21 protein-coding genes are annotated in these 23791 nt (G+C 69.2%); 9 read left to right on the top strand and 12 right to left on the bottom strand.

Going from position 1 to position 23791, the window contains the following annotated elements:
- Window positions 1-278: 278 nt before the first annotated feature.
- Window positions 279-704, bottom strand: coding sequence for a DoxX family protein (locus tag ACZ7J0_RS23525; protein WP_470890355.1), 426 nt, complete (start codon window positions 702-704; stop codon window positions 279-281).
- Window positions 705-968: 264 nt separating this feature from the next.
- Between ACZ7J0_RS23525 and ACZ7J0_RS23530 the strand changes: the two genes are divergently transcribed.
- Window positions 969-1565, top strand: a complete 597-nt coding sequence (locus ACZ7J0_RS23530) for a hypothetical protein (protein ID WP_470890357.1) — start codon at window positions 969-971, stop codon at window positions 1563-1565.
- Between the two features lie 796 nt (window positions 1566-2361).
- A complete protein-coding gene (locus tag ACZ7J0_RS23535) occupies window positions 2362-4848 on the top strand; it encodes a SpoIIE family protein phosphatase (RefSeq protein WP_470890359.1) in 2487 nt (828 codons plus the stop codon).
- 175 nt (window positions 4849-5023) lie between these two features.
- Here the strand turns inward: ACZ7J0_RS23535 and ACZ7J0_RS23540 are convergent, their stop codons facing one another.
- The 3 genes from ACZ7J0_RS23540 to ACZ7J0_RS23550 form a co-directional block, all read right to left on the bottom strand.
- Window positions 5024-5779 carry a dienelactone hydrolase family protein gene (locus ACZ7J0_RS23540; RefSeq protein ID WP_470890361.1) on the bottom strand — a complete coding sequence of 252 codons (756 nt, stop codon included), beginning with the start codon at window positions 5777-5779 and terminating at the stop codon, window positions 5024-5026.
- A 664-nt stretch (window positions 5780-6443) separates the two neighbouring features.
- A complete protein-coding gene (locus ACZ7J0_RS23545; protein ID WP_470890363.1) occupies window positions 6444-7715 on the bottom strand; it encodes a DUF6545 domain-containing protein in 1272 nt (423 codons plus the stop codon).
- 2 nt (window positions 7716-7717) lie between these two features.
- Entirely contained in the window at window positions 7718-7873 is a 156-nt protein-coding gene (locus tag ACZ7J0_RS23550; RefSeq protein WP_470890364.1) for a hypothetical protein, read from the bottom strand.
- 363 nt (window positions 7874-8236) lie between these two features.
- Here ACZ7J0_RS23550 and ACZ7J0_RS23555 point away from each other — a divergent pair, with 363 nt between their 5' ends.
- Both ACZ7J0_RS23555 and ACZ7J0_RS23560 read left to right on the top strand, forming a co-directional pair.
- Window positions 8237-9301 carry a right-handed parallel beta-helix repeat-containing protein gene (locus ACZ7J0_RS23555; protein WP_470890366.1) on the top strand — a complete coding sequence of 355 codons (1065 nt, stop codon included), beginning with the start codon at window positions 8237-8239 and terminating at the stop codon, window positions 9299-9301.
- A 57-nt stretch (window positions 9302-9358) separates the two neighbouring features.
- Window positions 9359-10387, top strand: a complete 1029-nt coding sequence (locus ACZ7J0_RS23560) for a methyltransferase (protein ID WP_470890368.1) — start codon at window positions 9359-9361, stop codon at window positions 10385-10387.
- Window positions 10388-10459: 72 nt separating this feature from the next.
- On the opposite strand, the gene ACZ7J0_RS23565 is transcribed toward ACZ7J0_RS23560, so the two are convergent.
- From ACZ7J0_RS23565 to ACZ7J0_RS23595, 7 genes are all read right to left on the bottom strand, one after another.
- On the bottom strand, window positions 10460-10792 hold the full coding sequence (locus tag ACZ7J0_RS23565; protein ID WP_470890370.1) for a TcmI family type II polyketide cyclase: 333 nt from the start codon (window positions 10790-10792) through the stop codon (window positions 10460-10462).
- 25 nt (window positions 10793-10817) lie between these two features.
- Window positions 10818-11297 (bottom strand): SRPBCC family protein, encoded by a 480-nt coding sequence (locus ACZ7J0_RS23570; RefSeq protein WP_470890371.1) that lies wholly within the window; start codon window positions 11295-11297, stop codon window positions 10818-10820.
- Between the two features lies 1 nt (window position 11298).
- On the bottom strand, window positions 11299-11556 hold the full coding sequence (locus ACZ7J0_RS23575) for an acyl carrier protein (protein WP_470890373.1): 258 nt from the start codon (window positions 11554-11556) through the stop codon (window positions 11299-11301).
- A 26-nt stretch (window positions 11557-11582) separates the two neighbouring features.
- On the bottom strand, window positions 11583-12830 hold the full coding sequence (locus ACZ7J0_RS23580; protein WP_470890375.1) for a beta-ketoacyl synthase N-terminal-like domain-containing protein: 1248 nt from the start codon (window positions 12828-12830) through the stop codon (window positions 11583-11585).
- On the bottom strand, window positions 12827-14095 hold the full coding sequence (locus ACZ7J0_RS23585; protein WP_470890377.1) for a beta-ketoacyl-[acyl-carrier-protein] synthase family protein: 1269 nt from the start codon (window positions 14093-14095) through the stop codon (window positions 12827-12829). The genes ACZ7J0_RS23580 and ACZ7J0_RS23585 overlap by 4 nt, the downstream gene beginning before the upstream one ends.
- Window positions 14092-14556 carry a cupin domain-containing protein gene (locus ACZ7J0_RS23590; RefSeq protein ID WP_470890379.1) on the bottom strand — a complete coding sequence of 155 codons (465 nt, stop codon included), beginning with the start codon at window positions 14554-14556 and terminating at the stop codon, window positions 14092-14094. The genes ACZ7J0_RS23585 and ACZ7J0_RS23590 overlap by 4 nt, the downstream gene beginning before the upstream one ends.
- 67 nt (window positions 14557-14623) lie before the next feature.
- Window positions 14624-15748, bottom strand: a complete 1125-nt coding sequence (locus ACZ7J0_RS23595; RefSeq protein WP_470890381.1) for a SchA/CurD-like domain-containing protein — start codon at window positions 15746-15748, stop codon at window positions 14624-14626.
- Between the two features lie 232 nt (window positions 15749-15980).
- Here ACZ7J0_RS23595 and ACZ7J0_RS23600 point away from each other — a divergent pair, with 232 nt between their 5' ends.
- The 5 genes from ACZ7J0_RS23600 (at window position 15981) to ACZ7J0_RS23620 (ending at window position 21820) form a co-directional block, all read left to right on the top strand.
- Window positions 15981-17639 (top strand): FAD-dependent oxidoreductase, encoded by a 1659-nt coding sequence (locus ACZ7J0_RS23600; RefSeq protein WP_470890383.1) that lies wholly within the window; start codon window positions 15981-15983, stop codon window positions 17637-17639.
- Between the two features lie 181 nt (window positions 17640-17820).
- The gene (locus ACZ7J0_RS23605) at window positions 17821-18789 is read left to right on the top strand and encodes an ABC transporter ATP-binding protein (RefSeq protein ID WP_470890385.1); all 969 of its coding nucleotides are present in this window, start codon (window positions 17821-17823) and stop codon (window positions 18787-18789) included.
- Window positions 18786-19634 (top strand): ABC transporter permease, encoded by an 849-nt coding sequence (locus tag ACZ7J0_RS23610; protein ID WP_470890387.1) that lies wholly within the window; start codon window positions 18786-18788, stop codon window positions 19632-19634. The genes ACZ7J0_RS23605 and ACZ7J0_RS23610 overlap by 4 nt, the downstream gene beginning before the upstream one ends.
- Before the next feature lie 527 nt (window positions 19635-20161).
- A complete protein-coding gene (locus ACZ7J0_RS23615) occupies window positions 20162-20881 on the top strand; it encodes a dienelactone hydrolase family protein (RefSeq protein WP_470890389.1) in 720 nt (239 codons plus the stop codon).
- Window positions 20882-21304: 423 nt separating this feature from the next.
- Window positions 21305-21820, top strand: a complete 516-nt coding sequence (locus ACZ7J0_RS23620) for a putative immunity protein (RefSeq protein ID WP_470890391.1) — start codon at window positions 21305-21307, stop codon at window positions 21818-21820.
- Window positions 21821-22578: 758 nt separating this feature from the next.
- Here the strand turns inward: ACZ7J0_RS23620 and ACZ7J0_RS23625 are convergent.
- A complete protein-coding gene (locus ACZ7J0_RS23625; RefSeq protein ID WP_470890392.1) occupies window positions 22579-23775 on the bottom strand; it encodes an MFS transporter in 1197 nt (398 codons plus the stop codon).
- Window positions 23776-23791: the final 16 nt, after the last annotated feature.

Here is a 23791-nt window from a genome sequence, read left to right on the forward strand (position 1 = left end):
GCGGTCCCTGCCACAGCACTAGCGCTACTCGCACCCCGGGACACGGTGCATTCGCGCGCTCCGCGACTGCTGAACGCCCTGACCTTCGTCCAATCGCCACCGGCCCAGTCGGCGACACCGGCGACCGGATCACCCTGCTCTACCGAATCCACCCGCCGCAGGACAGTGAACCGGGGCACGTAAAGATCATCGTCGTCATCTCTGGTCCCTGACGCGCGGCTGCCGACGGTCTTCGCTTCACCCGGGCCATCACCATCAACGACATCCAGGACGCGAGCTCAGGCGAGGTGGAACAGGGGACCGGTGATCGTGAGACCGAGGTCGTGGCCGGCGTACGCGAAGAAGGCGAGCAGCACCAGGGCGGCGCCGCCCAGGCCGATGTCCTTCATGAAGTGCGTGATCTCCATCTGGCGGTCCTGGGTGTCGCTCTCCTTCCAGAACGCATGCATGATCACGGCTGTCGGAAAGAGGAACACGGCCAGCAGCAGTGCCCCCAGGTCCGCCCAGAGTCCGAGGGCGACCATTACCGCCCCCGCCAGGATCAGCAGGCCGCTGAGCACGGTGACGCCGGCCGAGGCGGCGGCCGGGACACCGCGGCTCGTGGCGTACCCGGCCATGGCCTTGGTGTGGGTGAGGTGATTGACGGCCGAGCCGAGGAACAACAGGGCGAAGAGGATGCGCCCGATCAGCACCAGGATGTCCATGATGGCCTCCGTGAGGTGTACGGCCGGAGCTTCGGTCCGGCGTTTCTCGTTTCGAGGTAGTTGGATCGAGCCGGATCTTTTCGCGTGTTCCGGCCTCCTCGTGCGGCCGGGATTCGAACAAATACATCATTCGGGCGTGGCTGAAATCTCCCGCCTGATCTGATCCATGCGCAGCTCCGCCTCTACCGGGCGTGGGTGACTACCAGGCCCTTGGCCGGACCCTGCCCTTGGTGGGCGGAGCCTTGTAAGGGCCGGCCCAGCACGGTGCACCCGCATATCGGTGAGCTGACCGGCGGCCGCGAGATCAGCCCTGGCTACACCGCCGAGCAGAGGGCTGAGGCGCAGCGGCTGCGCACTTTGGTGCGGGAGCTGTCGATCGAGGTCTCCACGCATCTGTGGAAGCAGCAACCCGCCCGCGCGGTGGAGGGCCAGCCCGTGCTGCACCGCGGACACTGCGGCTTTTTCAAGACCCAGCTCGGCTACCTCGACCTCGCACACGTGGAGATCACCTTCGAGGAGTTCCCCGACCTCGAGCTGTGTGACGTGTGCGCCCCCTGGGGCAGCCTCGGCATCGACAAGCCGAGGCTTCGGCCAGGCGATGAGGACACCTCAGGGCCGGCAGGTTCGAAGGCTTCGGCGTCGATGCTGTTGATGGTCCCGTCCTGGGCGTTGGCGATGGTCGTGAGAATCCGGACGGGCCGGACCGGGTGCGGTGGTTCCGGGCCGTTGAACAGGGTGCCGCTGAGCGCCAGCGCTGCGGTGCGCCGGTGGACACTCTGGGCGGTGGCGGTAGCCGTGGGAAGGGCCAGGCCGAGGAGGGCCGTGAGCAGACAGATCTTGCTGACGGCACGCAGAAAGTAACCGCGCATGGTGCTCCCATAGGTGAGGCGGGACCGATGACCACCTCTCCCGCCGGGAAGTTCACCGTGCCCGAGGAAACGAACGGCTGTCTTGCCAGATCGGGCGGTCAGGTGACAGCGGCGCGTAGTCGGGGTACATCCGGGGGCCATCTGGAGCGACGCTGCAGGGATTGGTAGAGCGTCGGCCCGCCTGACACTGATCGCGTGGACGCCCTGTCTGCCGAGCGCCTGGGCCGAGCGGTGCTCGCGTGCCGGCGTCTTCTTCGACGTGGTCTTCTTGCCGGCCGTCTGCTTCGCCGGCGTCTCTTGGCCGCGGACTTCTTCTTGGGCTTCAGCATCTCGTGCACCGTGGGAGGATCTCGATTGCCTTCGCCGTCGGTACCGGTCGCAGGGGACGGCGAACGCCGCCCTACCGGCCGCCGCGTGCCCCGCGCGAGGTGCCGCCTCGGGTGCCGCTGCCTTCGTCGCCGCGCGCCTGTTCGCCGCCCCCGCCCCGTACACCTTTCACGCCACCGTTCCGGCCGACGCCGCAACCGTGCGCCCGGGCGCCTGGTCCCTGCCCGGTCGCGTCCACCCCCTCGACGAACCACACCAGCACCGTCGACCTGCTGAACGTCGTCGATCACAGTGAAGCCGACACCCCCACCCGACCTCGGACCGGCCGGTGCGCCGGAGCACTTTCCAAGGCACGGGGACTTCCCCGATGGAACCCAGGGGCAGAGCCTGCGACTGGCAACCAGTCCATCACTCTGGGTTGCCGCCGAGCTGACCTGTGCTGAACTGCGCACACTGGAAGCATGCAGGGGATGACCGCCGGCGCGACGGCGGAGCGTGAGGATCTGCTTGCTGCAGCCGTCGTCGAAGCCGTCGAAAGTACCAGCGCTTACGCGGCAAGTGCCTTTCTGCGCTCCCGCGACCGCCGGTCGATCGTGCTCGCCGCGACCTGCGGCGTTACCCCCTCCCTGCTCGGTGGCTGGCGCCTCATCTCGGTGACGAGTCCCATCCCGGTCGCGACGGCGTACAGCACCGGGCGCACGGTTCACCTGGCCAACGCGGAAGAGACGATGCGCCGTCATCCCCAGCTCGCCGTGGCCCTGCCGTACGCCTTCGGCTCCTGCTCCGTGCCCGTGGGCACAGGCGAGGAGACCTTCGGCTCTCTGGCGATCGTCTGGGCGACGTCCCCAGGCAGCCAAGGGCTGACCAAGGCCCAGCGCCGCCACCTGCGCAGCGTCGCCAACCGGCTTGGCGACTCCCTGGCCGCACTCCGCGCCCGTACCGGCGATCCTGTGGAATGCGACCCGGGAACGGCCCCCGTCGAGATCCCGGCTCCCTCGGGAGCTGCCGTGCGGGTCGGCTTGTTCCAGTGGGACCTCACCACCGGCACCTTCATCGCGGACGACGAGCTCTGCGCGATCTTCGGTCTCGACCCTCGTGCCTTCGACGGAAGAGCCGAAACGCTTGCCAACCGCCTTCACCCCGGCGATCTTGCTTCCTTCCGAGCCTGCGCCCGGGACGCGGCCATGAACGGCAGGACCACCAGTAGGCGCCTGCGGCTGCTGGATCAAGGGCACCGCGGCGAGGTGTACCGAACGGTCGAGTTGTGGGGCCGCGTGCCCGACGCCGACGACACGGGGGCAGGTATTCACATGCTCGGCGCGGTCGTCGACTCCCGGGCCGGGCACATGGCCGTCGCAGCGGTCGAGCGGCTGCGGGACGGCATCGTCTCCCTCGCCCCCGACGGACGGATCACCTACGCCAACCACAGTGCCCTGCGACTGCTGGGCACGACCGGCGACGAGTTGGTGGGTCACTTCCTCTGGGATGTGCTGCCGTGGCTGTCCGATCCCGACGTCGAGCACCGGCACCGGTCCGCGATGATCTCGCAGGCGCCGGCCTCCTTCCTCGTCTGCCGCCCGCCCGACCGATGGCTCTCCTTCTCCCTTCATCCGCAGGCGGACGGAGTGACCGGCCGGGTCGTAGCCGTCGGTCGGCCGCCCCCGGAATCGATGCCTTCTGCCTCCTCGGCAGCTGCGGCGCCCGCCACCGCGCCGGCGCGCCTGGGGGTCATGTACCACGTCCTGCAGCTGGGGAGCGCGCTGACCGAGGCGGTGACCGCCCACGACGTCTGTGAAGCCGTCTCCGACCAGCTCCTGCCGGCCTTCGGAGGTCAGCAGCTGGCGATCTATGTGGTCCGCGACGGAACGATGCACCTGCTCTTTCACACCGGCCACCACGAAGACTTCCTGGACTGGCTGGAGGGCGTACCGCTGCACGCCCGTCTGCCCGGCACGGAGACCCTGACGTCCGGCGCTCCGCTCTTCATCGAGTCGCAGAAGGACCTTTCCCGCGGTTACCCAGGCATTCCCCCCGGCGGGGTGAGCTCGTGGGCGTATCTTCCGCTGATCGCCTCCAGCCGCCCGGTCGGCACCTGCGTACTCGGCTTCGACGAGGTCCATCAGTTCACGGAGAGGGACCGCGGCGTTCTGACCGCGCTCGCCGGACTGATCGCCCAGGCACTGGAACGAGCGCGGCTCTACGACTCGGAGTTCGCCCTCGCGCGAGGCCTGCAGCAGGCGCTCCTGCCGCACCGGCTGCCAGTGGTCCCGGGCATCCGCAGCGTCGTACGCTATCTGCCCGGCACCGGCGGAATGGACATCGGCGGCGACTGGTACGACATCATCCCCACCGACCGCGGGGTCTGTCTCGTCATCGGAGACGTGGAGGGGCACAGCATCGCCGCCGCAGCCACCATGGCCCAATTGCGCAGTGCGGTGCGGGCCTTCGCGGCCGTAGGTCACGCGCCCGGCGATGTGATGACAGGCGTCAACCGAACCCTCATCGACCTCGACCCCGGGCTGCTCGCCAGCTGCTGCTGTATCCACATCGCCCCCCACGGCGACCACGCCTACGGCGTCACCGCCGGCCACCCCCCACCTCTGCTCCGCCGCCCCGACGGGACGACCGACGTCCTCGACCTGGACGTCGGCCCTCTCCTTGGCGTAGAGCGTACGAGCGCCTACCCCGAAACCCGGATCACCCTCCCGTCGGGATCCGTCCTCGCCCTCTACACCGACGGACTGGTCGAGGAACCCGGCACCGACATCGGCGCGAGGATCGAGCGTCTACGAGCCTCCCTGGCCCACGCCCGTGCGGACTCACTGGACGAACTCGCCGACCGGCTTCTGCACAACGCCCGCGGCTCCTCATACCGAGCCGACGACATCGCTCTCCTGCTCACCGAGTTCCGGCCACCGCCCTCTGGAGGACACAAGCCCGGAAGCTGACCGGCCATACCGGCCACCTGGCTGCGCAGGATAGCGATGATGTTGTGAGCCCGGGCATGTCCAGTCGCGCACGCCACAGCTCCTCGTCGCCGTGGTGCAGTCCTCAAGGCGGGACTTGAAGGCGAGCGGGGAGCCTCAGCCGGCGCAGCGGGACGAACGTCCAGCCACTGTCGTGTCATGACGACGGCAGTCCCGACGCTCTGGCCGACTCCGCTACGGGCAGGCACTCGGCGAGCAGGTCGACGACGTCGCGCCAGGCCCGCTGCGCGTGCCGTGGGTGGTAGCCGACGCCGGGGAGCACGGTCTGGTCGACCGGCGGGTGGTGGAAGGCGTGCAAGGCGCCGCCGTAGACCGTGAGGCGCCAGTCGACGCCCGCGGCTTGCATCTCGGCGGTGAACGCCTCCCGTTGCGCGGGCGGCATGATCGGGTCTTCCGACCCGACCCCGGCCCACACCGGGCAGCGAATGCGCGCCGCCTCTCCCGGTCGCCCCGTGGTCAGTGCGTTGACTGTCCCGATCGCGCGCAGGTTGACGCCGTCGCGCCCGAGTTCCAGCACGATCGCACCCCCGGTGCCGTAGCCGACGGCGGCGATCCGGTCGGGGTCGGTCCGCGGTTCGGCGCGCAACACGTCGAGCGCCGCGTGGCCGATGCCCCGCATCCGGTCGGGGTCGGCGAGTAGCGGGGTCACGCGCGCCAGCATCTCCTCGGGGTCGGTGAACCAGCGCCCGCCGTTGATGTCGAAAGCCAGCGCCACGTATCCCTGCTCAGCGAGGGCGTCGGCCCGGCGGCGCTGGAAGTCGTTCAGCCCCGGCCCCTCGGGCCCGATCAGGACCGCGGGCCGGCGGTCGACACCGGCCGGGAGCGCGAGGTGCCCGATCATCGTGAGGCCGTCGGCCGGGTACTCGACCGTTCGCGTGGTAACCGTCGTCATGAGACTGGACTGTAGTGATCGTCGAGTCCTGTCGGACCGGTCTTCACCGTCGGCAGAACAGGGCGGGTGGTGGCCCGTGGCTGGGCACTGTGGAGGGCTCTGATGCTGGTGAAGCACTTCGATACCGCCACGAACCAGGCTGCGGCCATTGCCACGTCACCGAATCCCACGGTGTCTGGGCATGTGCCAAGCCTCCCGTGAGGAGCCGGGAGCCGGCGCGGCTCGCCCCGTTTCTTCGACGGGCAGGGCGGCCGCGCGGCACAGGGCCCCTGAGCCGCAGGCGTACCGGGCCCGTGCAGTCGGCGCCGACGCACATGGGCCTGCCACCAATCGAAACAGGTCGGCCTGCTCGCTGGTGATCGCCGTGACGGAGTGGGAGGCGAGGCGCTCGGCGCCCTCCAGCGTCTCGGCCTGGGCCATTACGTCCCGCCGCGTGTCCCGCTCGGCCTGGGCGACGCTCTGGATGTCGAAAATCCCGGCCTGCCCCAGCTCAGCGACGGCTGAAACTACACCCAGGCGGCAGCAGGAGTCTTCACCGGCGACGGCAGGAGCGCACTCGACGCCCGCGACTCCACCGGAAGCCTCGGGGTGTGGCTCGGTGACGGCAACGCGAACTTCAGCCGCGCCATCATCCCGGCGGCTGATGTGACCCGCGCCCGCCCTCTCACGCCGAAGCGGCCGCGGGCGGTGGGGGGCGGTCGGGGCAGAGCATGTCCGGCACCGTGCCCGGGCCGCGTGGTTCGGGTGCGAGGGGCAGCGCGCGGGAGATGTGTACGAGGAGGTCGGGGTACGTGGCCTCGGCCGAGCGGAGCGCCAGGGCAGCCCTGGCGCTCTGTTCCTCACCAGCGGGCGCCTTGCACGCGCGGTCGTCCGCCGCGGCCCGGAGCATGACGGCGAGGCCTATGGCCACGGCCTCGCGCTCCGGCTCTCCGTTCTCCTTGGCCCGCAGGTAGGCCGCCGCGCGCAGTTCGTCGCTGCAGTAGGCGCGCAGCTTCAGTATCCAGTCGTGGATGCTGGTGATCTGCGACACCAACCGCTGCCCGGGAGTTGCGTACCACGGCGTGGTCAGGAGCAGCTTGTTGCCTGCCCCAGTGACCGGGTGGCGCACGATGCGCCACAGGGGACGCAGGGCGAGGACCGTCAGCAGCGGGCGCCAGAATTGCTCGGTGAGCCGGGGACCGAAGGCCGGTACGAGGAAACCGAAGCTGATCACCATACCGATGAGGGACGTGGCCCGCGTCACGCCCTCGTTGAGCCGGTCCCAGTCGTGACCGGTCCAGCGTGCGAGGATCGCCGTGAGCCTGAACGCCCCGCCCACGACGGCACATAGCGAGACGACAGCAAGCAGGAGCAGCCCGACCCGCAGCGAGCCGCCGCCTGTGGACATACCGGCGTTCCCGCCGGAACCCCCGATGTCGACGCTCCACCTCCAGCACGCCTTCATGGTGACGAAGCCGGCCACGACGAAGGCGAGGAGGTAGAGGACGAGCGTCTCCCGGATGAAGGGGGTGGTGGCGTAGTACGTGTCGAAGTCCGAGGGCCGCTCGACCGGTGTCTCACCCAGGGCGAAGCAAACGACCATGGACAGGACCACCAGGCTGTAGCCGAGGATCCAGGCGCGCACACGTCGCAGCGTGCGCGCCTGCCCGTGCGAGTCTCCTCGCCAGTACTCCACCAACACGAGGCAGGCGCAGGAGTAGCCACAGAAGCTGCAGTGCAGGAGCAGGGCCGCGAGGTTGCTGATGCCGGTGGCCTGGTTGACGCGTGTGATCGTGGGGGGAGCCGACAGGAAGAAAGTCGCCCAGGACATCAGGAGGGCGGCGTTCACCATCCGGACCATGGGGCTGCGCCACCCCCTCAGCAACGCCGGAAACTTAGCCAGCAGGGTGATCCCCAACACCGTTGCCGATATGTAGTAGTTGACGCTCTCGCGCACGATCACCCTTCCAGTGACGCCTGGATACGGCCGACCATTCCGTCCGCGGGCGGTGCGCCGCGCTCCCCCACGTACGCGCGGAGCCTGGCGGCCGGCAGACGGCCGAACTTCTCCGCGTGCCGTTCCTCGTCCAGGTCGCCATCGCATCGCGCGGCCACGTGGGCCACCCCCACGTCGATGCGCCACCGGTCTCCGAGCTGCGGGCCGCCGCTGCGGCCCCCGCAATACTACCGGGGTGACCGCGATACCCGATCGAAGCGATCAGCGGAGGATCCGGTCGACCACCTGACGGTGACGGCGTCCGCCGTGGCCCCCGACCACAGAGGCCCGTCCCGCACGGGGAGGGGTGCGGGACGGAAGGGATGTGAATACGTTCAGAAATGTAGGGGCCGGTGCAGATGCAGGCGCGCGTATGGGGACCCTCACCAGCTGAGCGCACCGGGGAGGCGGAGGTCTGCCGGGGCTGCACGCCTGGGTGATCAGAGGTGGCGGGTGGGATCACCCACTCATAGCTTCGAGCTATGACGAAACGACAGATGGCCAACCTCGCGTGTACTGCGGCTGTCGTGGCGTCGGGGCTCGGTGTTGCTGTGATGGCCGATGTCCCGACGACGCACCGGGTGAGTCCGGGTGAATCGATCCAGAAGGCCGTGGACGCGGCGAAGCCGGGGGACACCATTGTCCTTTCCCCGGGCACCTACCACGAGAGCATCCGGATCACCACATCGGACCTCACCCTGCGGGGCTCGAGCGATCGAGGGACGGTGATCACCCCTGGCAAGGCCGCCGCCAGCAAAGACACGTGTGCCAAGGCCGGCAATGGCATCTGTGTGACGGGGACCAAGAGTCGTCCTGTCACGCGTGTCACCCTGCGATCACTGACTCTCAGAGGCTTCCCCAAGGACGGTCTGTGGGCGTCGGGGACCGATCGGCTGACGGTGGAGCGGGTGACCTCCGAGAAGAATGGCCGGTGGGGCATCGCCCAAGAGAGGTCTGTTCGCAGCGTGTTCCATCACAACACCGCCGCAAACAATGCCGACGCAGGGCTCTTCACCTCCAACACCATCGACACCGAGGAGGGGGCCCGGGACACCGCCGGGACGGTGATCAGTCACAACCGTATCGTCGGCAACCGGATCGGCATCACAGTGAGGCGTCTGAGAAACCTGAGCATCCAAGACAACGAAGCAACCGGCAACTGCGCCGCGATGTTCGTGGTCGGTGACGAGTCCACGCCGCGCGCCGGGGCCCTGAGTGTGCGTCGCAACCACATCCACGCCAACAACAAGTACTGCCCGAAGACCCCCCGCCTTCCCTTCCTGCAGGGCTCCGGGATCGTCCTCACCGGCACCGAGGACACGCTCGTGACGGAGAACCGAGTGGAGGGCAACGTGGGCAAATCCCCGCTGTCGGGCGGCATCGTGCTGTTCAAGAGCTTCGTGGGCGCTCTCAATCAGCGCAACGAGATCCGCGACAACGTGCTGGTGAACAACGGCACGGCCGATCTGGCCAATCGGGACACCGGCAAGGGAAACACGTTCCACGGCAACACCTGCACGGTCTCCGAACCCGCCGGACTGTGCTGACCGTCACTCACATGCTCAGCCCACCAGCACAGCACCTCAGGAAGGACGAGGCCGCACATGACAGCTGTTGATCCGGCTCCCCCGCCGCCCATGCGGCTGAGGGAGCTCGTTTTCGGGGCGGCCTGCGCCGCCGCCGTACGCGCGGCCGCGCGACTTGGTGTGGCCGACGCATTGAGCGACACGCCCATGAGCGTGGAGGACCTGGCGGCGGCGGTGAAGACCCAGCCCCAGACACTACGGCGGTTGCTGCGCGCCCTGTGTTGCCAGGGCGTCTTCAGGGAGCACCCCGACGGCACATTCGCGCACACGGAGATGTCCCGGCTCCTGCGCGAGGACGATCCTCACAGCCTGCGGTACATCGCTTTGTGGTGCACCGAGCCGTGGACGTGGAATGTCTGGCCGAAGCTCGACGAGGCGGTGCGCTCCGGGCGGAACGTCTTCGAGGACGTGCACGAGAGGGAGTTCTTCGACTATCTGAACCAGGAAGCCCCCGAGTCGGCGCAGGTGTTCAACCGGGCCATGACGACATCCAGCAGACAGTCGGCGCAGGACGTCGCGGACCTTCTGGACCTGCGGGGTGTTTCCTCGGTCGCGGACATCGGCGGCGGCCAGGGACAGGTGCTGGTCAGTCTGCTGGAAAAGCATCCTCAGATGAACGGCGTGCTGCTCGACCTGCCAGGGGTGGTGGGTAATGCTGACCCGCGCCTGCGGGACGGAGGCGCACTTGCCTCGCGGGTGCGAATCGTGGCGGGGGACTGCCGCGTGGAGATCCCGGTCCAGGCTGATGTGTACATCGTCAAGAACATCCTGGAGTGGGACGACGACAGCACCAGCAGGGCGCTGGCGAACATCGTGAAGGCGGCGCGGCCCGGTGCCCGGGTCATCGTCATCGAGAACCTCGTGGACGACACGCCGTCGATGAAGTTCACGACGGGGATGGACCTGCTGCTGCTCCTCAATGTCGGTGGCGCGAAGCACACCCGGCAGAGCATGGTCGAACGGCTGACGAAGGCGAGTCTGGTCATCGACGAGATTCGCCCGGTCAACGCGTATCTCCACGCCTTCGAGTGCACCATCCCGGGCTGACCGGGACGAAACCCGAGGCCGCCGGCTCCGCGACAGTCGCGGAGCCGGCGGCCTCGGGTTTTCAGCTCTCACTCAGGAGCCGGCGTCGCGGTCCCAGCGGTAGAAGCACTGCGCCATGGCGTCCTTGGGGCTGCGCCATGTCCGCGGGTCGTACGCGCTGACGTACGCCGACAGCTTCTCGCTGACGCTGCGGAACTCGGGGTGTCCGGCCACCTGCGCGATGGCGGGTGCGGGGTCCTGGTCGGCTTCCATGAAGTGCAGGTACACGTCGCCGAACTGGAAGAGGCTTCGCCGGCTGATGCCGACCAGGTGCGGGAGTTCTCCCCGGTCGGAGCTTGCGAACACGTCGGCGATCGCCGGCGCGGAACCTGGCGCCATACGGGCGACGATCAGTGCGTGGTGCATCAACTGTCCTTCCTGAGCCTGTGCGTCAGCCGGGCGTGACGGGTGCGGTCCGACGCTCGCGGGCCACCTGCTCGATCCGGTTTCGGATGAGAGCCAGCTGTGTGCCGGAATTGCGGTTGATGTTGTCCGTCATCCAGGCGTCGTCGACCGGAGCGTCGGGCTTCATCGCGAAGTCCTGTACCCAGTGCATGTAGGTGCCGTCCGGGGTCTCCTTGTAGTCCCACCGGATGTTCATGTGCGCGAAGGGGCCCGTCTCGACGCGGCGCGCCCGGACGGTCCGCCTCTCGCGGTCCAGGACGCGTTCCGAGACCCAGCTCCAGACTTTGCCGGACTCGTCCGGGTGCATGGTCAGGCGGAAGGTCGTCGCGTCGCCGTCGCGGGAGAGCACTTCGACGGACGCGTACTCGCTGAAGAGCTGCGGCCAGTTCTCGATGTCGTTGGTCATGTCCCAGACCAGCTCGAGAGGTGCGTCGATGGTGATGCCGTTCTCCGTGTGCCCTGCCACTTCAGGCTCCAGCCTTGAGGGTGCTGTTGACGAGGTCGAGGAACTCGCGGGGCGTCTTGCAGCGCTCCGCGTCGGTGGGAAGCGGCTGGCCGTGCCGGTTCTCCAGCTCGCCGACGATGCCGAGAAGGCCGAGCGAGTCGACGCCGAAGGAGTCGAAGGGGGACTCCGACAAACGCTCCAGCTCCTGCGAGTCGACGGTGACGCCCGCGGCGCTCTTCATCAGCGTGGCCAGTTCACCGACGGTCAATTCAGTGCTCATGTGTGTGTTCTCCTTCCCGCCCGGTCCTACCGGGCGGAGTCGGCGCCGCGGCGCAGTACCAGCGCCGCGTTGGCACCCATGAGTCCTCGGCTGAGGACCAGGGCCGTGTGCAGCTCAGCGGTTCGAGCACGAGACATCACCAGATCGAGGTCATGGCACACGTCGAACACGTTGGGCGTGGGGGGTATCTGGGCGTGCTCCATGGCGAGTACCGCGGCCGCGATGTCCAGCGCGGCCGCTCCGCAGTAGGCCCTTCCTATTGCGGTCTTGGGTGCCGTAACGGGCACGCGGGTGCCGTGCGACCCCAGGGCGTCGGCGATGGCCAGGGCTTCGGCGCGGTCCGCCTCCGGTACGCCCAGGGCATCGGCGAACACGACGTCGATCTCCTGTGGGGCGCAACCGGCCTCGTCGAGGGCGCCGCGGATCGCGTGGGCGAGTCCCTCCCGGGACCGGTCCCAGCGAGAGGCGCCGGTGAACGTGGCGGCGTGGCCGGCCACGGTCGCCCGGATGGCCGCTCCGCGATCGCGGGCCCGGTTCTCGTCCTCCACGACGAACATGGCGCCGCCCTCCGCGGGCACGAAACCGCAGGCTCCGGTCGTGAAGGGGCGGTAGGCGCGGTCGGGGTCGTCGACCGTGCTGAGCTCCGGGTATCCGAGCTGGCAGACCATCGAGTAGGGGGCGAGCGGGGCCTCCGTCGCGCCGACGACGACCGCGCCCGTTCCTCGTCTTACGGTCCGGGCGGCGTGCGCGACGGCGTCCAGGCCGCCGGCCTCGTCGCTCGCGACCACTGCGCACGGCCCCTTGAACCCGTTCCTGATGGAGATCTGGCCGGTGCTGGCGGCGTAGAACCAGGCGATGGACTGGTAGGGGCCGACGAATCGGGACCCCTGCCCCCACAACTTCTGAAGTTCCCGCTGTCCGAATTCGCCGCCTCCGGAGCCGGCGGCGGTGACCACACCGATCGAGTACGGTTCGGCCGGGTCACCGCTCACGAGCGCCGCGTCATCGAGGGCGAGGGCGGCCGCCGCCAGAGCGAAGTGGCTGAAGCGGTCGGTCTGGACCAGGAAACGCTCCTCAATGAGGACCGAAGCGTCGAAGCCCCGGACTTCGCCCGCGACGCGGAGGGGCCCTTGGCCGCACCCCTCGCGAGTGATCCGGTCCAGAACGCCGACGCCTTCGCTGACCGACTTCCAGTACGCGTCCGTCCGCAATCCGTTGGGCGCGACCACACCGATACCCGTGACGGCCGCGCGCCGGGGGCGCTGATCACTCATGGTGTCCTCCCGCTGGGCCCGCTCAGAAGCACCGCCGACTGGAAGCCGCCGAATCCGCTGCCGACGGAGAGCACGTTTCTCAGCCTCCGTGGGCGTGCGGTGCGTGGCACGTAATCCAGGTCGCACTCGGGGTCGGGGGTCTCGTAGTTCGCCGTCGGTGGCACTGCCTGGTGCTTCAGGGCAAGGACACAGGCGACGACCTCGATCGCGCCGATCGCGCCGAGCGAATGCCCCACCATGGACTTGATGGAGCTCATGGGCGTGTCGTAGGCGTGGGCACCCAGGGACCGTTTCACGGCGGCGGTTTCGTGCCGGTCGTTCTGTTTGGTGCCCGATCCGTGGGCGTTGACGTAGTCGATGAGCGTGGGGGAGAGACGGGCCTGGCCGAGGGCGGCGTCGATCGCTTTGGCCATTTCCAGCCCCTCGCTGGTCAAGCCGGTCATGTGGTAGGCGTTGCCGTAGGTGGCGTAGCCGCTGATCTCGCAGTACACGTGTGCGCCGCGGGCACGGGCGTGCTCGTACTCCTCCAGGACGAGCACCGCCGCGCCCTCGCCCATGACGAAGCCGTTGCGATGGGCGTCGAAGGGCCGGGAGGCATGCTCAGGGTCGTCGTTGTTGGGCGACGTCGCCTTGATGGCGTCGAAGCACGCCATGGTGATCGGCGAGATCGGCGAGTCCGACGCGCCGGCGATGCAGACGTCCATCCGGCCGTCTTCGATGGCATGGAAGGCATAGCCGACCGCGTCGAGGCCGGAAGTGCAGCCGGTGGAGACCGTCTGCACGGGGCCGTGGGCTCCGAACTGCTCGGCGACGACCGAGGCGAGGGTGCTGGGCGAGAACGCCATGTGCAGGTGCGGGTCGGCCGCCCGATGGTCCACATCCCACCGCTGCCCTCCTTCGCTGACCAGCACGTAGTCGTGCTCCAGGCGGGTGGTGCCGCCGACGGCGCTGCCCAGGGAGACTCCCATGCGCCAGGGATCCTCGCTGCTGGTATCGAGCCCGGAGTCGCGTACGGCCTCCCCGGCGGCGACCACGGCGAACTGGATGTACCGGTCGGCGCGGTCGCTCAGCTCCGGACCGAGGCCGTGCGCGAGCGGATCGAAGTCGCATTCGGCGGCGATCCGCGAGCGCAGCCCCGCCGGATCGAACAGCGTGATGCCACGCGTCGCGGTACGGCCGTTGACGAGGAGATCCCAGAACGCCGGCACCCCGATGCCTCCCGGGGCGACCACGCCGATACCGGTGACGGCCACCCGCCGGGTCACTTTATGGCCCCGCTTCGCTCGGACGCCTGTCCGTGGTCCGGCCCGGTCAGATGCAGCCCGGCGGCCTCGGCGCGGTCGCTCTCCTCCGTGTCGACGTGCCCGAGGCTCGGGCGCGGCGCAAGGGGGCCGAGGTGGAAGACCATGCGGGCCTCCACATCGCCGACGTTGCGGAAGCGGTGCCGCACGTGCATCGGGATCAGGAGGCCCTGTTCGGCCCGCAGCGCGTGCGTTTCACCGTCCAGGTCCACCTCGAGCGCGCCGCTGACGACGAACACGAACTCCTCGGAGTACGGGTGGTAGTGCTCCCCGATGCGCTCGCCGGGCTGGACGATCGCCAGCCCCATGAAGCCGCTGGTGGAGCCCACTGTGGCGGGCGTGAGCATGGCCCGCAGGTCGCCTCCTCGTCTGCGGTTCGGTTCCGTCTCGCTCAGGTCCACGATGCGTGGGCGTTGGTTGATCATGGTAGGTACCTCCCGTACGAAGTGACGGCGGCGTGAAACGGCCGCCTACGCGGGACGCTGGCGTCCGTCAGGAATTCGGTGCGGTGCGATCGGTGATGGGGAGCATGTCGGAGTGCGAAAGGAGGCGGTTGACGTTGCGTTCCATCTCCAGAGAGCCCTCGACACCGATTGCGCCACCGTCGAGCAGGCGCTCCAGCGCTGTGGCCTGCTTGGAGCCCTTGATGCCGAGGGAAGCAGCGGGGTCCGCGTCGAGCTCGCCGGCGATGTCGATGAGCCGCACCACGACGTCGTCGCGCTGGAAGACGGTGCTGGAGTGCACCGGGCTGTCCGGGTCGTCCGCCGCGGCCTTGTCCTGATCCGCCAGCAGCCGGGCCAGCTCCATTCCGCGGCCTTCCTTGGCCGGGTAGTACAGCGCGTGACGCCGCAGCTCGGCGGGTTCCTGCTGGCCGGAGACCACATGGTGCACGGCCGGGAGTGCGGCCCGGGTGAAGAAGACCCGCGCCGAGTCGGGGTCGGTCAGGTCCCGGTCCTGTTCCAGGTAGGGGTTGATGGCCTCCTCGACCGCCCGCACCTGGGGCTGACGCGCGACGTGACGCAGTGCCGCGAGGAGGTCACCCTGCACTTCAACGGCGCGCACGACGCGATTGCCGTGCATGAAGAGCGACGTGCGGCGCAGCCGCGTGTTGTCGTCGACCTGGGCCTCGGGCGAGTCGTATCCACCCAGGATCTCGGCGACCTTCGACTCGGAGCCGGGCTTGACGGTGAAGGTGAGGGCATGGCGTGCCACACCGTCGCCCACGCGGGGCTGCACCTGTACGGCGGTTCTTGCCGTCTCCGGCGTGAGCGGCTGATGGGGGCTGGTCTCCCGGAGGATGCTGTAGCGCATCGACCGGGTGTCCCGGACGCAGCTGTGCATCGGCTTGACGGTCTCGACGTGCTCCTCGCTGTTGACCCATGCCAGGAAGGGTGGGGCGCTCTCCCACTCGCTGGTGATGAGCCACTGGGACGGGTTTTCGATCGACTGGCAGAGCTGGTCGCTGATGTGGCCCGGGACCGACGCGACCTGCTTGCACATGAGTTGGTACGCGTCGAGGAATTGCTGCTGGGTCCCTTCGTAGAGATCGAGCAGCAGGATCACCCGAAGCCTGGAGCCGTCGAACGCCGACTGCGATACGCGTCCCGCGTTGGTCATCCGGTACACCCTTCCTTTTCTTCGTGGAACCAGGGACGACCGCCGTGTCCGAAACTCAGGGAGTCGGTCGCCATGAGCCGATCGTTGACGCGAGGCCCGGTGACCGCGAGCCCATCGGGGCGGACGAGTGAACTGCGCCATCCGGGTGTCCGGGCGCGCGAACCAGCTCTCAAGGGGCATGGAACCTGCATCCGCTCGCTCACTCGCGTCGCAGAGGCTCTGGAGGAAATCAATGACCCGACCGGAACAGGCCGACGAGATCGATCACCACACGCCGGTACTTGTCGTCGGCGGCTCTCTGGTGGGCCTGGCCACCTCTTTGTTCCTGGGGCGTCTCGGCGTGCGGCACATGCTGGTCGAACGCCACGCGGGCACTTCGGTCCATCCACGCGGGCGCGGAAACAACGTGCGCACGATGGAGTTGTTCCGGGTGGCCGGAGTCGAGCGGCTGGTCGAAGAGGCCGCTGCCGTCCTGGCGGACAACCACGGCATCCTGCAGACGCCCAGCCTCGTCGGCGAGGCCGGCGAGTGGCTGTTCAAGGAGATCGATCCCGGCGGTGGGCTCGCGCGCTTCAGCCCCAGCGGATGGTGCATGTGCAGCCAGAACGACCTGGAGCCGGTGCTGTTGGATAGCGCACGGGCGCTGGGCGGAGACCTGCGGTTTTCCACGGAGTTGATGTCGTTCGAGCAGGACCCGCAAGGGGTGACGGCACGCGTCAAGAACCGGGACACAGGTGAGCACACCACGATTCGCGCGGACTACCTCGTCGCGGCGGACGGTCCGCGCAGCCCTGTCCGCGAGGCGCTCGGCATCGGACAGAGCGGACCGGGCGACCTGTTCCACAACGTGAGCATCACCTTCACCTCCCGGCGCCTCGCCGGCGTTGTCGGCGACCGGCGCTTCATCGTGTGCTACCTGACCAGTCCGGACGCCGACGGGGCGCTGCTGCCGGTCGACAACCAGGAACGGTGGGTCTTCCACGCGCCCTGGCACCCAGAACACGGCGAGACGATCGAGGAGTTCACCGACGAGCGGTGCGCGGAGCACATCAGGCGGGCCACCGGAGTGCCGGATCTCGATGTGGAGATCACCGGCAGAGCCGCCTGGCACGCCGCCGAGCGGGTAGCCGAACGCTACGCGGCCGGCCGGGTGTTCCTCGCCGGCGACTCGGCCCACGAGATGTCCCCCACCGGGGCGTTCGGATCCAACACCGGTATCCAGGACGCGCACAATCTCGCCTGGAAGCTGGCCGCGGTACTGGGAGGCTGGGCAGGGCCCGGGCTGCTGAAGTCCTACGACGAGGAGCGCCGGCCCGTGGCGGAGGTGACGAGCGCCCGCGCCTCGGCCCGTTCGGTGGAGCACAGCCACCCCGGATACACGCCCGGCCCCAGCGCCGGCCGGCCCGGTGGCAACAAGGGCGGAATCCTCAACGTGGCGCTGGCCTACCGCTATCCGCACGGCGCCGTCCTTGGCACCGACCCGGCCATGCCGGTCGTGCCCGACGGTGTGCGGTTGACGGGCGAGCCCGGGAGCCGGGCGCCCCACATGTGGCTGGTCCGCTCCGGCAGCCGGATCTCCACGCTCGACCTGTATGAGCGGTCACTGGTGATCCTGAGCTCCGCGGGCGGCGCCGGGGGATGGCACGCCGCCGCGTCTGCCGTGGCGGAACGGCTGTCCGTGCCCCTCGACTCGTACCGGATCGGCAGCGAAGCGGACGCGGAGCTGACCCCCGAGACCGACATGGACTGGGCAGAGGTCCACGGCGTCACCGCAGACGGTGCGGTGCTCGTGCGCCCCGACGGGTTTGTCGCGTGGCGGTCCGAAGGACCGTCGGCGGATCCGGAAGCTGCGTTGCGGGAGGCCGTCGCATCGGTACTCGACCGGCGCTGACGACCACACCCGACCGGTCGGCACCGCGCGCCGGGGCGGGGAGCAAGGGCGCGAAACCGCGGAGCCGGCGGAACGGAACCTCACGGGGAAGTCCCGCCGGGACTTCCCCGGCCGCAGGACCGCGGAGGACCCCTGCGCCGGCCGGGGAGGGCCCGCGCGGTCAGAACCGAGGGAAGACTCGATGATCGAAGCGCAGCAGCTGACCAAACGGTACGGCCGGAAGTCGGCAGTCGACCGCCTGGACTTCACCGTCAAGCCGGGTGCGGTCACCGGCTTCCTCGGCCCCAACGGCGCGGGCAAGTCCACGACCATGCGGATGATCCTGGGCCTGGACGCCCCGGACGGCGGCACGGTCAGAGTCAACGGCCGCCGGTACGCACAGCACCCCGCTCCGCTGCAGGAGGTCGGTGCGCTGCTTGAGGCGAAATCGATCCATCCCGGCCGCTCAGCCTTCCGGCATCTGATGGCTCAGGCATACACCCACGGCATCCCGCGCCGCCGGGTGGAGGAGCTCATCGAGCTGACGGGCTTGTCGTCGGTGGCGAAGAAGAAGGCGGGCGCGTTCTCGCTGGGCATGGGCCAGCGGCTCGGCATCGCCGCCGCGCTTCTCGGCGACCCGGCCACGGTCGTCCTGGACGAACCCGTCAACGGTCTGGACCCCGAGGGCGTGCTGTGGATCCGTAATCTGCTCACTGGTCTGGCCGCCGAGGGCCGCACCGTCTTCGTCTCGTCGCATCTGATGAGCGAGATCTCGCTCGTCGCCGATCACCTCGTCATCATCGGACGAGGCCGGCTGCTCGCTGACACCACTGTGCGCGACCTGCTGCGCCAGGCAGGTGGCGAGACCGTGAAGGTCGCGAGCTCCGACCCCGCCCGACTGGGTGAACTTCTCGCCGGTCCAGGCGTCGAGATCACCGGCGGCGCCGGCTCCGAGGAGCTGCGGGTCACGGGCGTGCCGGCGCGCACGATCGGGATCAAGGCCGCCGAGGCCGAGATCGCCCTGTTCGAACTCACCCCCACGAACGTCTCCCTGGAGGAGGCGTTCATGGATATCACCAGCGGGGCCGTCGAGTACCACACCAGCGTCCCCCTGTCCCAGAGCGCCGTCGTCGAACCGGAGGCCACCGAGAGGACCGGGAGCGCAGCATGAGCGGCATCACCCGTACACCCACCTCCGCGAAGGCTCCCGAGCGACGTACGCGCGCGACCTACAGGGTGACGACCCTGCGGGTCCTGCGCTCGGAGTGGTCCAAGTTCTGGTCCCTGCGGTCCACCTGGATCACCCTTGGCTTGGCGCTCATCTTCGTGCTGGCGTTCGGGCTGATCGCCTCGGCCCGTTACGCGGCCCTGAGCGATGGGGGCCAACCGGCCGCGGGGCGCCTCGCAGGCGCCACCGCCGTCAGCCTTTCCCTGTTCGGGATCAACTTCGGCCAGCTGGTGCTGGGTGTGCTGGGTGTCCTCGTCACCGCCGGGGAGTACTCCACGGGCATGATCCGTTCGACGCTGGCCGCGGTCCCGCGCCGACTTCCGGTCCTGTGGTCCAAAGCGGCGGTCTGCGGCCTGGCCGCCTTGGTCGTGGGCAGTGTCGGCGCATTCGCCGCGTTCGTGATCGGCGGCGGATTCCTCTCCAGCACGCCCCTGGCGCTGTCGTTGTCGAGCGCGGGAGTGGTGCGCAGCCTGTTGGGGGCGGGACTCTACCTCGCCATGGTCAGCGTCATCGGTATCGCCCTGGGCGCTCTGCTGCGCTCGCCCTCGGGCGGTATCGCGGTGCTGGTCGCCGTGCTGCTCCTGGTTCCGGGGCTGGTCGCGCTGCTGCCGGCCTCCTGGGAGCAGGACGTCGGCCCGTACCTGCCCAGCAACGCCGGCGAGTCGATGTACGCGCTGGCGCCGGCTGCTCCCGCCCTGTCGCCTGCGACCGGTGCCACCGTACTCCTGTGTTGGACGGTGCTGACACTGGGCGGGGCCGCCTACAGGCTTGTGCGCACTGATGCCTGACGGTCCGCCCCCTTCGCGCCAAGGGTGACGTAGCCGGCTGCAGCAGCGGCTGGTCGAGGCTCTTGCCCAACCTTGGCCGTGCCGGCGCTGCTCACCGCGGAGGAGGGTCGCGGTGACGGCTGGGCCGTCGGTGATGAGGAGTCGATGCTCATCTCGACCTGAGCGATATGGCCTCCCGGGAACACGTGCTGGATGGTGGCATGCCCCCGGGCCTGGTGGTTTCCGGTGGTACGGCCGTCGACCCGGGCGGTCAGCCGCTCTCCAGGGTTGGGGCCCGGGCCGTGCTCGTTGAGGAGGGTCCAGGCATGCAGGCTCTGATGGTGGGTGGTTTCGGCGGCCGGGGATGCGGTAGCAAAACCCGTTTGGCGGACCACGGCGACCACTGCTACCTTTCCGGACGCCGTGCGAGAGAACGAGGAGGTGGTACCCGTGAACGCAGTATCGACATGGGTGCTCCCCTCCGGGGTCACGGTCGGGCGATAGGTCGTCCGGGAGCGCCGCTCTGAGCACTCCCGAAAGGCACGACCATGCAATTCACTTCTGAAAAGCGCCTCGACGACGGCGTCCTCGAACGCGAATTCACCCTCGGCGAGATCCCCGGCACCCTGTGGACGCCCGGATCCGCACCGGCTCCGCTGATCCTGATGGCCCACAACAACGGCCTGCCCAAGGGGGCATCCCGGCTGGTGGCCCGGGCCCGGCACTCCGCGGCGTCCGGCTACGCGGTGGCCGCCATCGACGCGCCCGGGTGCGGTGACCGGCCCCGTTCCGCCGCCGACGAGCAGGCCCGCGCCGACCTCCGCCGGGCGACGCAGGCCGGCGAGCCGGTCGATGAGATCTTCGAGTCCTTCGTCGGCCCGCTGGTCGACAAGGCGGTCCCGGAATGGCGGGCCACCCTGGACGCCCTCCTTTCACTGCCCGAGATCGGCGGCCCGGTCGGGTACTCGGGGTGGGCCGCCGTCGGCATTCGGCTGGCGGTGGTCGAGCCGCGCATCGCGGCCGCCGGTCTCTTCGCCGGGGGTTACGTGCCCCGCGCCCAGCGCGAGGAGGCCCGGCAGGTCACCATTCCGCTGCTGTTCCTGCTGCAGTGGGACGACGAAGGGAACCCCCGGCAGCGGGCCTTGGACCTGTTCGACGCCTTCGGCAGCAAGGAGAAGACGCTGCACGCCAATCTGGGCGGGCACGTCGGCACCCCGTGGTTCGAGGTGGAGGACGGGGACCGGTTCTTCGGCCGGCACCTGACATGAGGCCGGGCCGTCAGGCCGGCAGCTGACGCTGAGCGGCGTTCGGCAGGATGCCGTCATCGAGGGCGGGCGCCGGCCCTCCTTGATGACGGCGCCCGGCAGATTCCGTCGGCCAGGCAAGCAACGAACTCTGGAACGTTCATCTGCGTGTCCAGGGACCAGAGCAGGGGATGTGCACGACGTGAGGTGAGGTGCGACGGCTTCGCGCAGCCCAGCGCCGATACGAGGGTCTGCCGGGCGGTCGACTGCTGGTCGGTCGAGACCCGCCTGTCGACCAGGTCCGCCATGGGGGCCCCTTCCGCGCGGAGGAACGGAGCCTGTCTGTCGTCACCCCAGAGCCAACCATCGGGTTTGCAGGCTTTACTTGTGGCGTGCCTGGCGCGCGCCCTTGGGTGTTGGGCGGACACAAGCAAAGGAGTGCCAACCATGATCCTCCCGAAGGTCCGGGACCCTCGTTTCGTGACGATCCGCCGGGGTGGGACCCTCACTGATGCGGATCACCACCTCCTCGCTCTTTGGGCGGCATCTTGCGCGGAGCACGTCCTTGACCTCTTCGAGTCGGCTCAGCCGGAGGACCCACGGCCGCGTCAGGCGATCGAGCATGCCCGCGCCTGGGTGCGCGGCGAGGTCAAGATGACCCAGGCGCGCGCGTCGGGCGGCCATGCAATGGGTGCGGCCAGAGACCTGCGTGGGGCAGCACGGCATGCCGCGTATGCTGCCGGCCAGGCCGGGGCTGTCGCACACGTCGCCGCGCACGAGCTCGGTGCGGCCGCCTATGCGATCAAGGCCGCACGTGCTGCCGCGCCGGAAGGCGAGAGTGAGGCCGCAGGGCGACTCGAGTGCCAGTGGCAGCGTGACCAGCTCCCGGAGGCGATACGCGAGCTTGTTCTTGACGACCAGCGGTTGCGGAACGGCATCTGCTGGTTGGTGTTTGACTGCTGAGCACGCCTCGAGGCGCCAGTACCGCTCACAAGCACAACGGAGTCCAATCTGCCCCAGCGGTGGCGCGACGTTCGCTCGGTGTCATGCTGCCCTGCCCACAGCCGTCCGAGGCGGGCGGACTGTCGCCGTGGAGCGGGCTGAAATCGTCGTCAAGGTGCGGGTCGTATGCCTCGGCTGGAATGCCGATTTCGTGGGTGGAGTACTCGGCGAAGCGGCGGCTGTGCTCGGTGAGCTACGGCGAGATGTGGGCAAGGTTCTCGGGGTCGATGCCGTGGCCCTCTTCCTGGAGCTGGCGTACGCCGTACGGGAGGTGATCCCGAATCAGAGAGCGCTCCGGCATCCTCGCCTTGATCTTCTGCTCCAGCGCCTTCGCCGAGGCCCGCTGCTCCCGCGGAGCGGTGGGCCTTGAGGGAGGGGATTCCGGTCCCGGGGTCGATGACCAGGCCCTCGTTGTCCGGGTACCCGGCATCGGCTCCTGCGTCCGATGCGGTGAGCTTGTCCTCCAGCTGCCGCCGGAATGTCACCGCATCGGACGTCACCACATCGGACGTCATCGCCTCGCCGGGCTCGTCTAGGCCGACCTCCACGAGGTAGTCGCCCACCTTCGCTTCGACGTCCTCCCACACCAGGAGCTGCTCGCTCCAGTCGTCGTACTCCTCGGAGCCCCGCTGTAGAGGTTGCCGGTGTGGAACGGCGTGCGCGGGCGGGCTGCCCCGAGCCAGTATTGGCTCCGGTGGCACACGACGGGGGAGGACCAGTCATGCCTTGGACTTCTCAGGGTTGGCCGAGGCCGGCGCCGGTGTCACGGGGGCGGGCGCGGCGGGGCGACGGGTGGTTCCCAGGTGCCAGAGGAGGGTCAGGACGGTGACGCCGGCAGCCACCAGTCCCAGGTCGGCCGGCGCCCACCCGAACCACTCTTGTGCCAGTGCACCGAAACCGCCGCCGAGGGCGATGCCGATGTAGAGCGCGGAGGAGTTGAGACCGAGCAGGACAGGTGCGGCGGCGGGGCTGAGGGCGATGAGCCGGTGCTGCTGCGGGACTACGACGACGCCGACAGTCATGCCCCAGACCACCGCCCAGATCAGGGTGGACGCGAGCGTACGGGTCGCCAGCGGGGTCAGTGCCAGGGCGAGAGCCGCGAGGGCGAGGGCGGCGGTGAGGACGCGGGCGGAGTCGTGACGGTCGACCAGGCGTCCGGCAGTGATGTTCCCGGCGAGGATGCCGACGCCCCAGGCCAGCAGGATCAGGGTCAGTAGCGAATCGTTGCCGCCGGTGGCGTCCCGAAGGGCCGGGGCGATGTAGGTGTAGAGGGAGTAGGTACCGAGAAAGGCGAGGGAGGTCACCACCAGCACTGCCGGGACGCGGCCCTGCCCGAGTGGACGCAGACGGTCGGACAACGATGCGGCGGGGAGCATCACCCTGGGCAGGCCTACGGCGATTCCGATGGCCGCCAGCAGGCCGATCCCGGCGACGGCCCAGAGGGTGTGGTGCCAGTCGGTGCGGCCGATCAGCGTGCCGAGAGGCAGTCCCAGCGCGGTCGCCAAGGTCAGGCCCCCCAGCACCAAGGCCAATGCCCGGCCGCGGCGTTCCGGCGGGGCGATGGCCGCCGCGGTGCTGGAGGCGGCGGAGGTGATGATGCCCGCTCCCACGGCGGTGACGATGCGGGCTGCCATCACCACCTCGTATTCGGTGCCCAAGGCGGTGGCGGCGTTGCCGATCACGAACACGCCCAATGCGATCAGCAATGCCGATCTCCGGTCCAGGCCGCTGGTGAGGGCCCCCATCACTGGCGCGGACAACGCCATGGTCAGGGCGAAGATCGTCACTAACTGACCGGCCGCTGGGGTGGACACTTCCAGGTCAACAGCGATGGAGGGGAGCAGGCCCGCGATGACGTAGCTGTCGGTGCCGACGGCGAACGTCGCCAGGGCCAGGGGGAGGAGTCGCTTCAGCATGGGTCGTGCCGCCCTT

Source organism: Streptomyces sp. NPDC038280 (genome assembly GCF_055600045.1).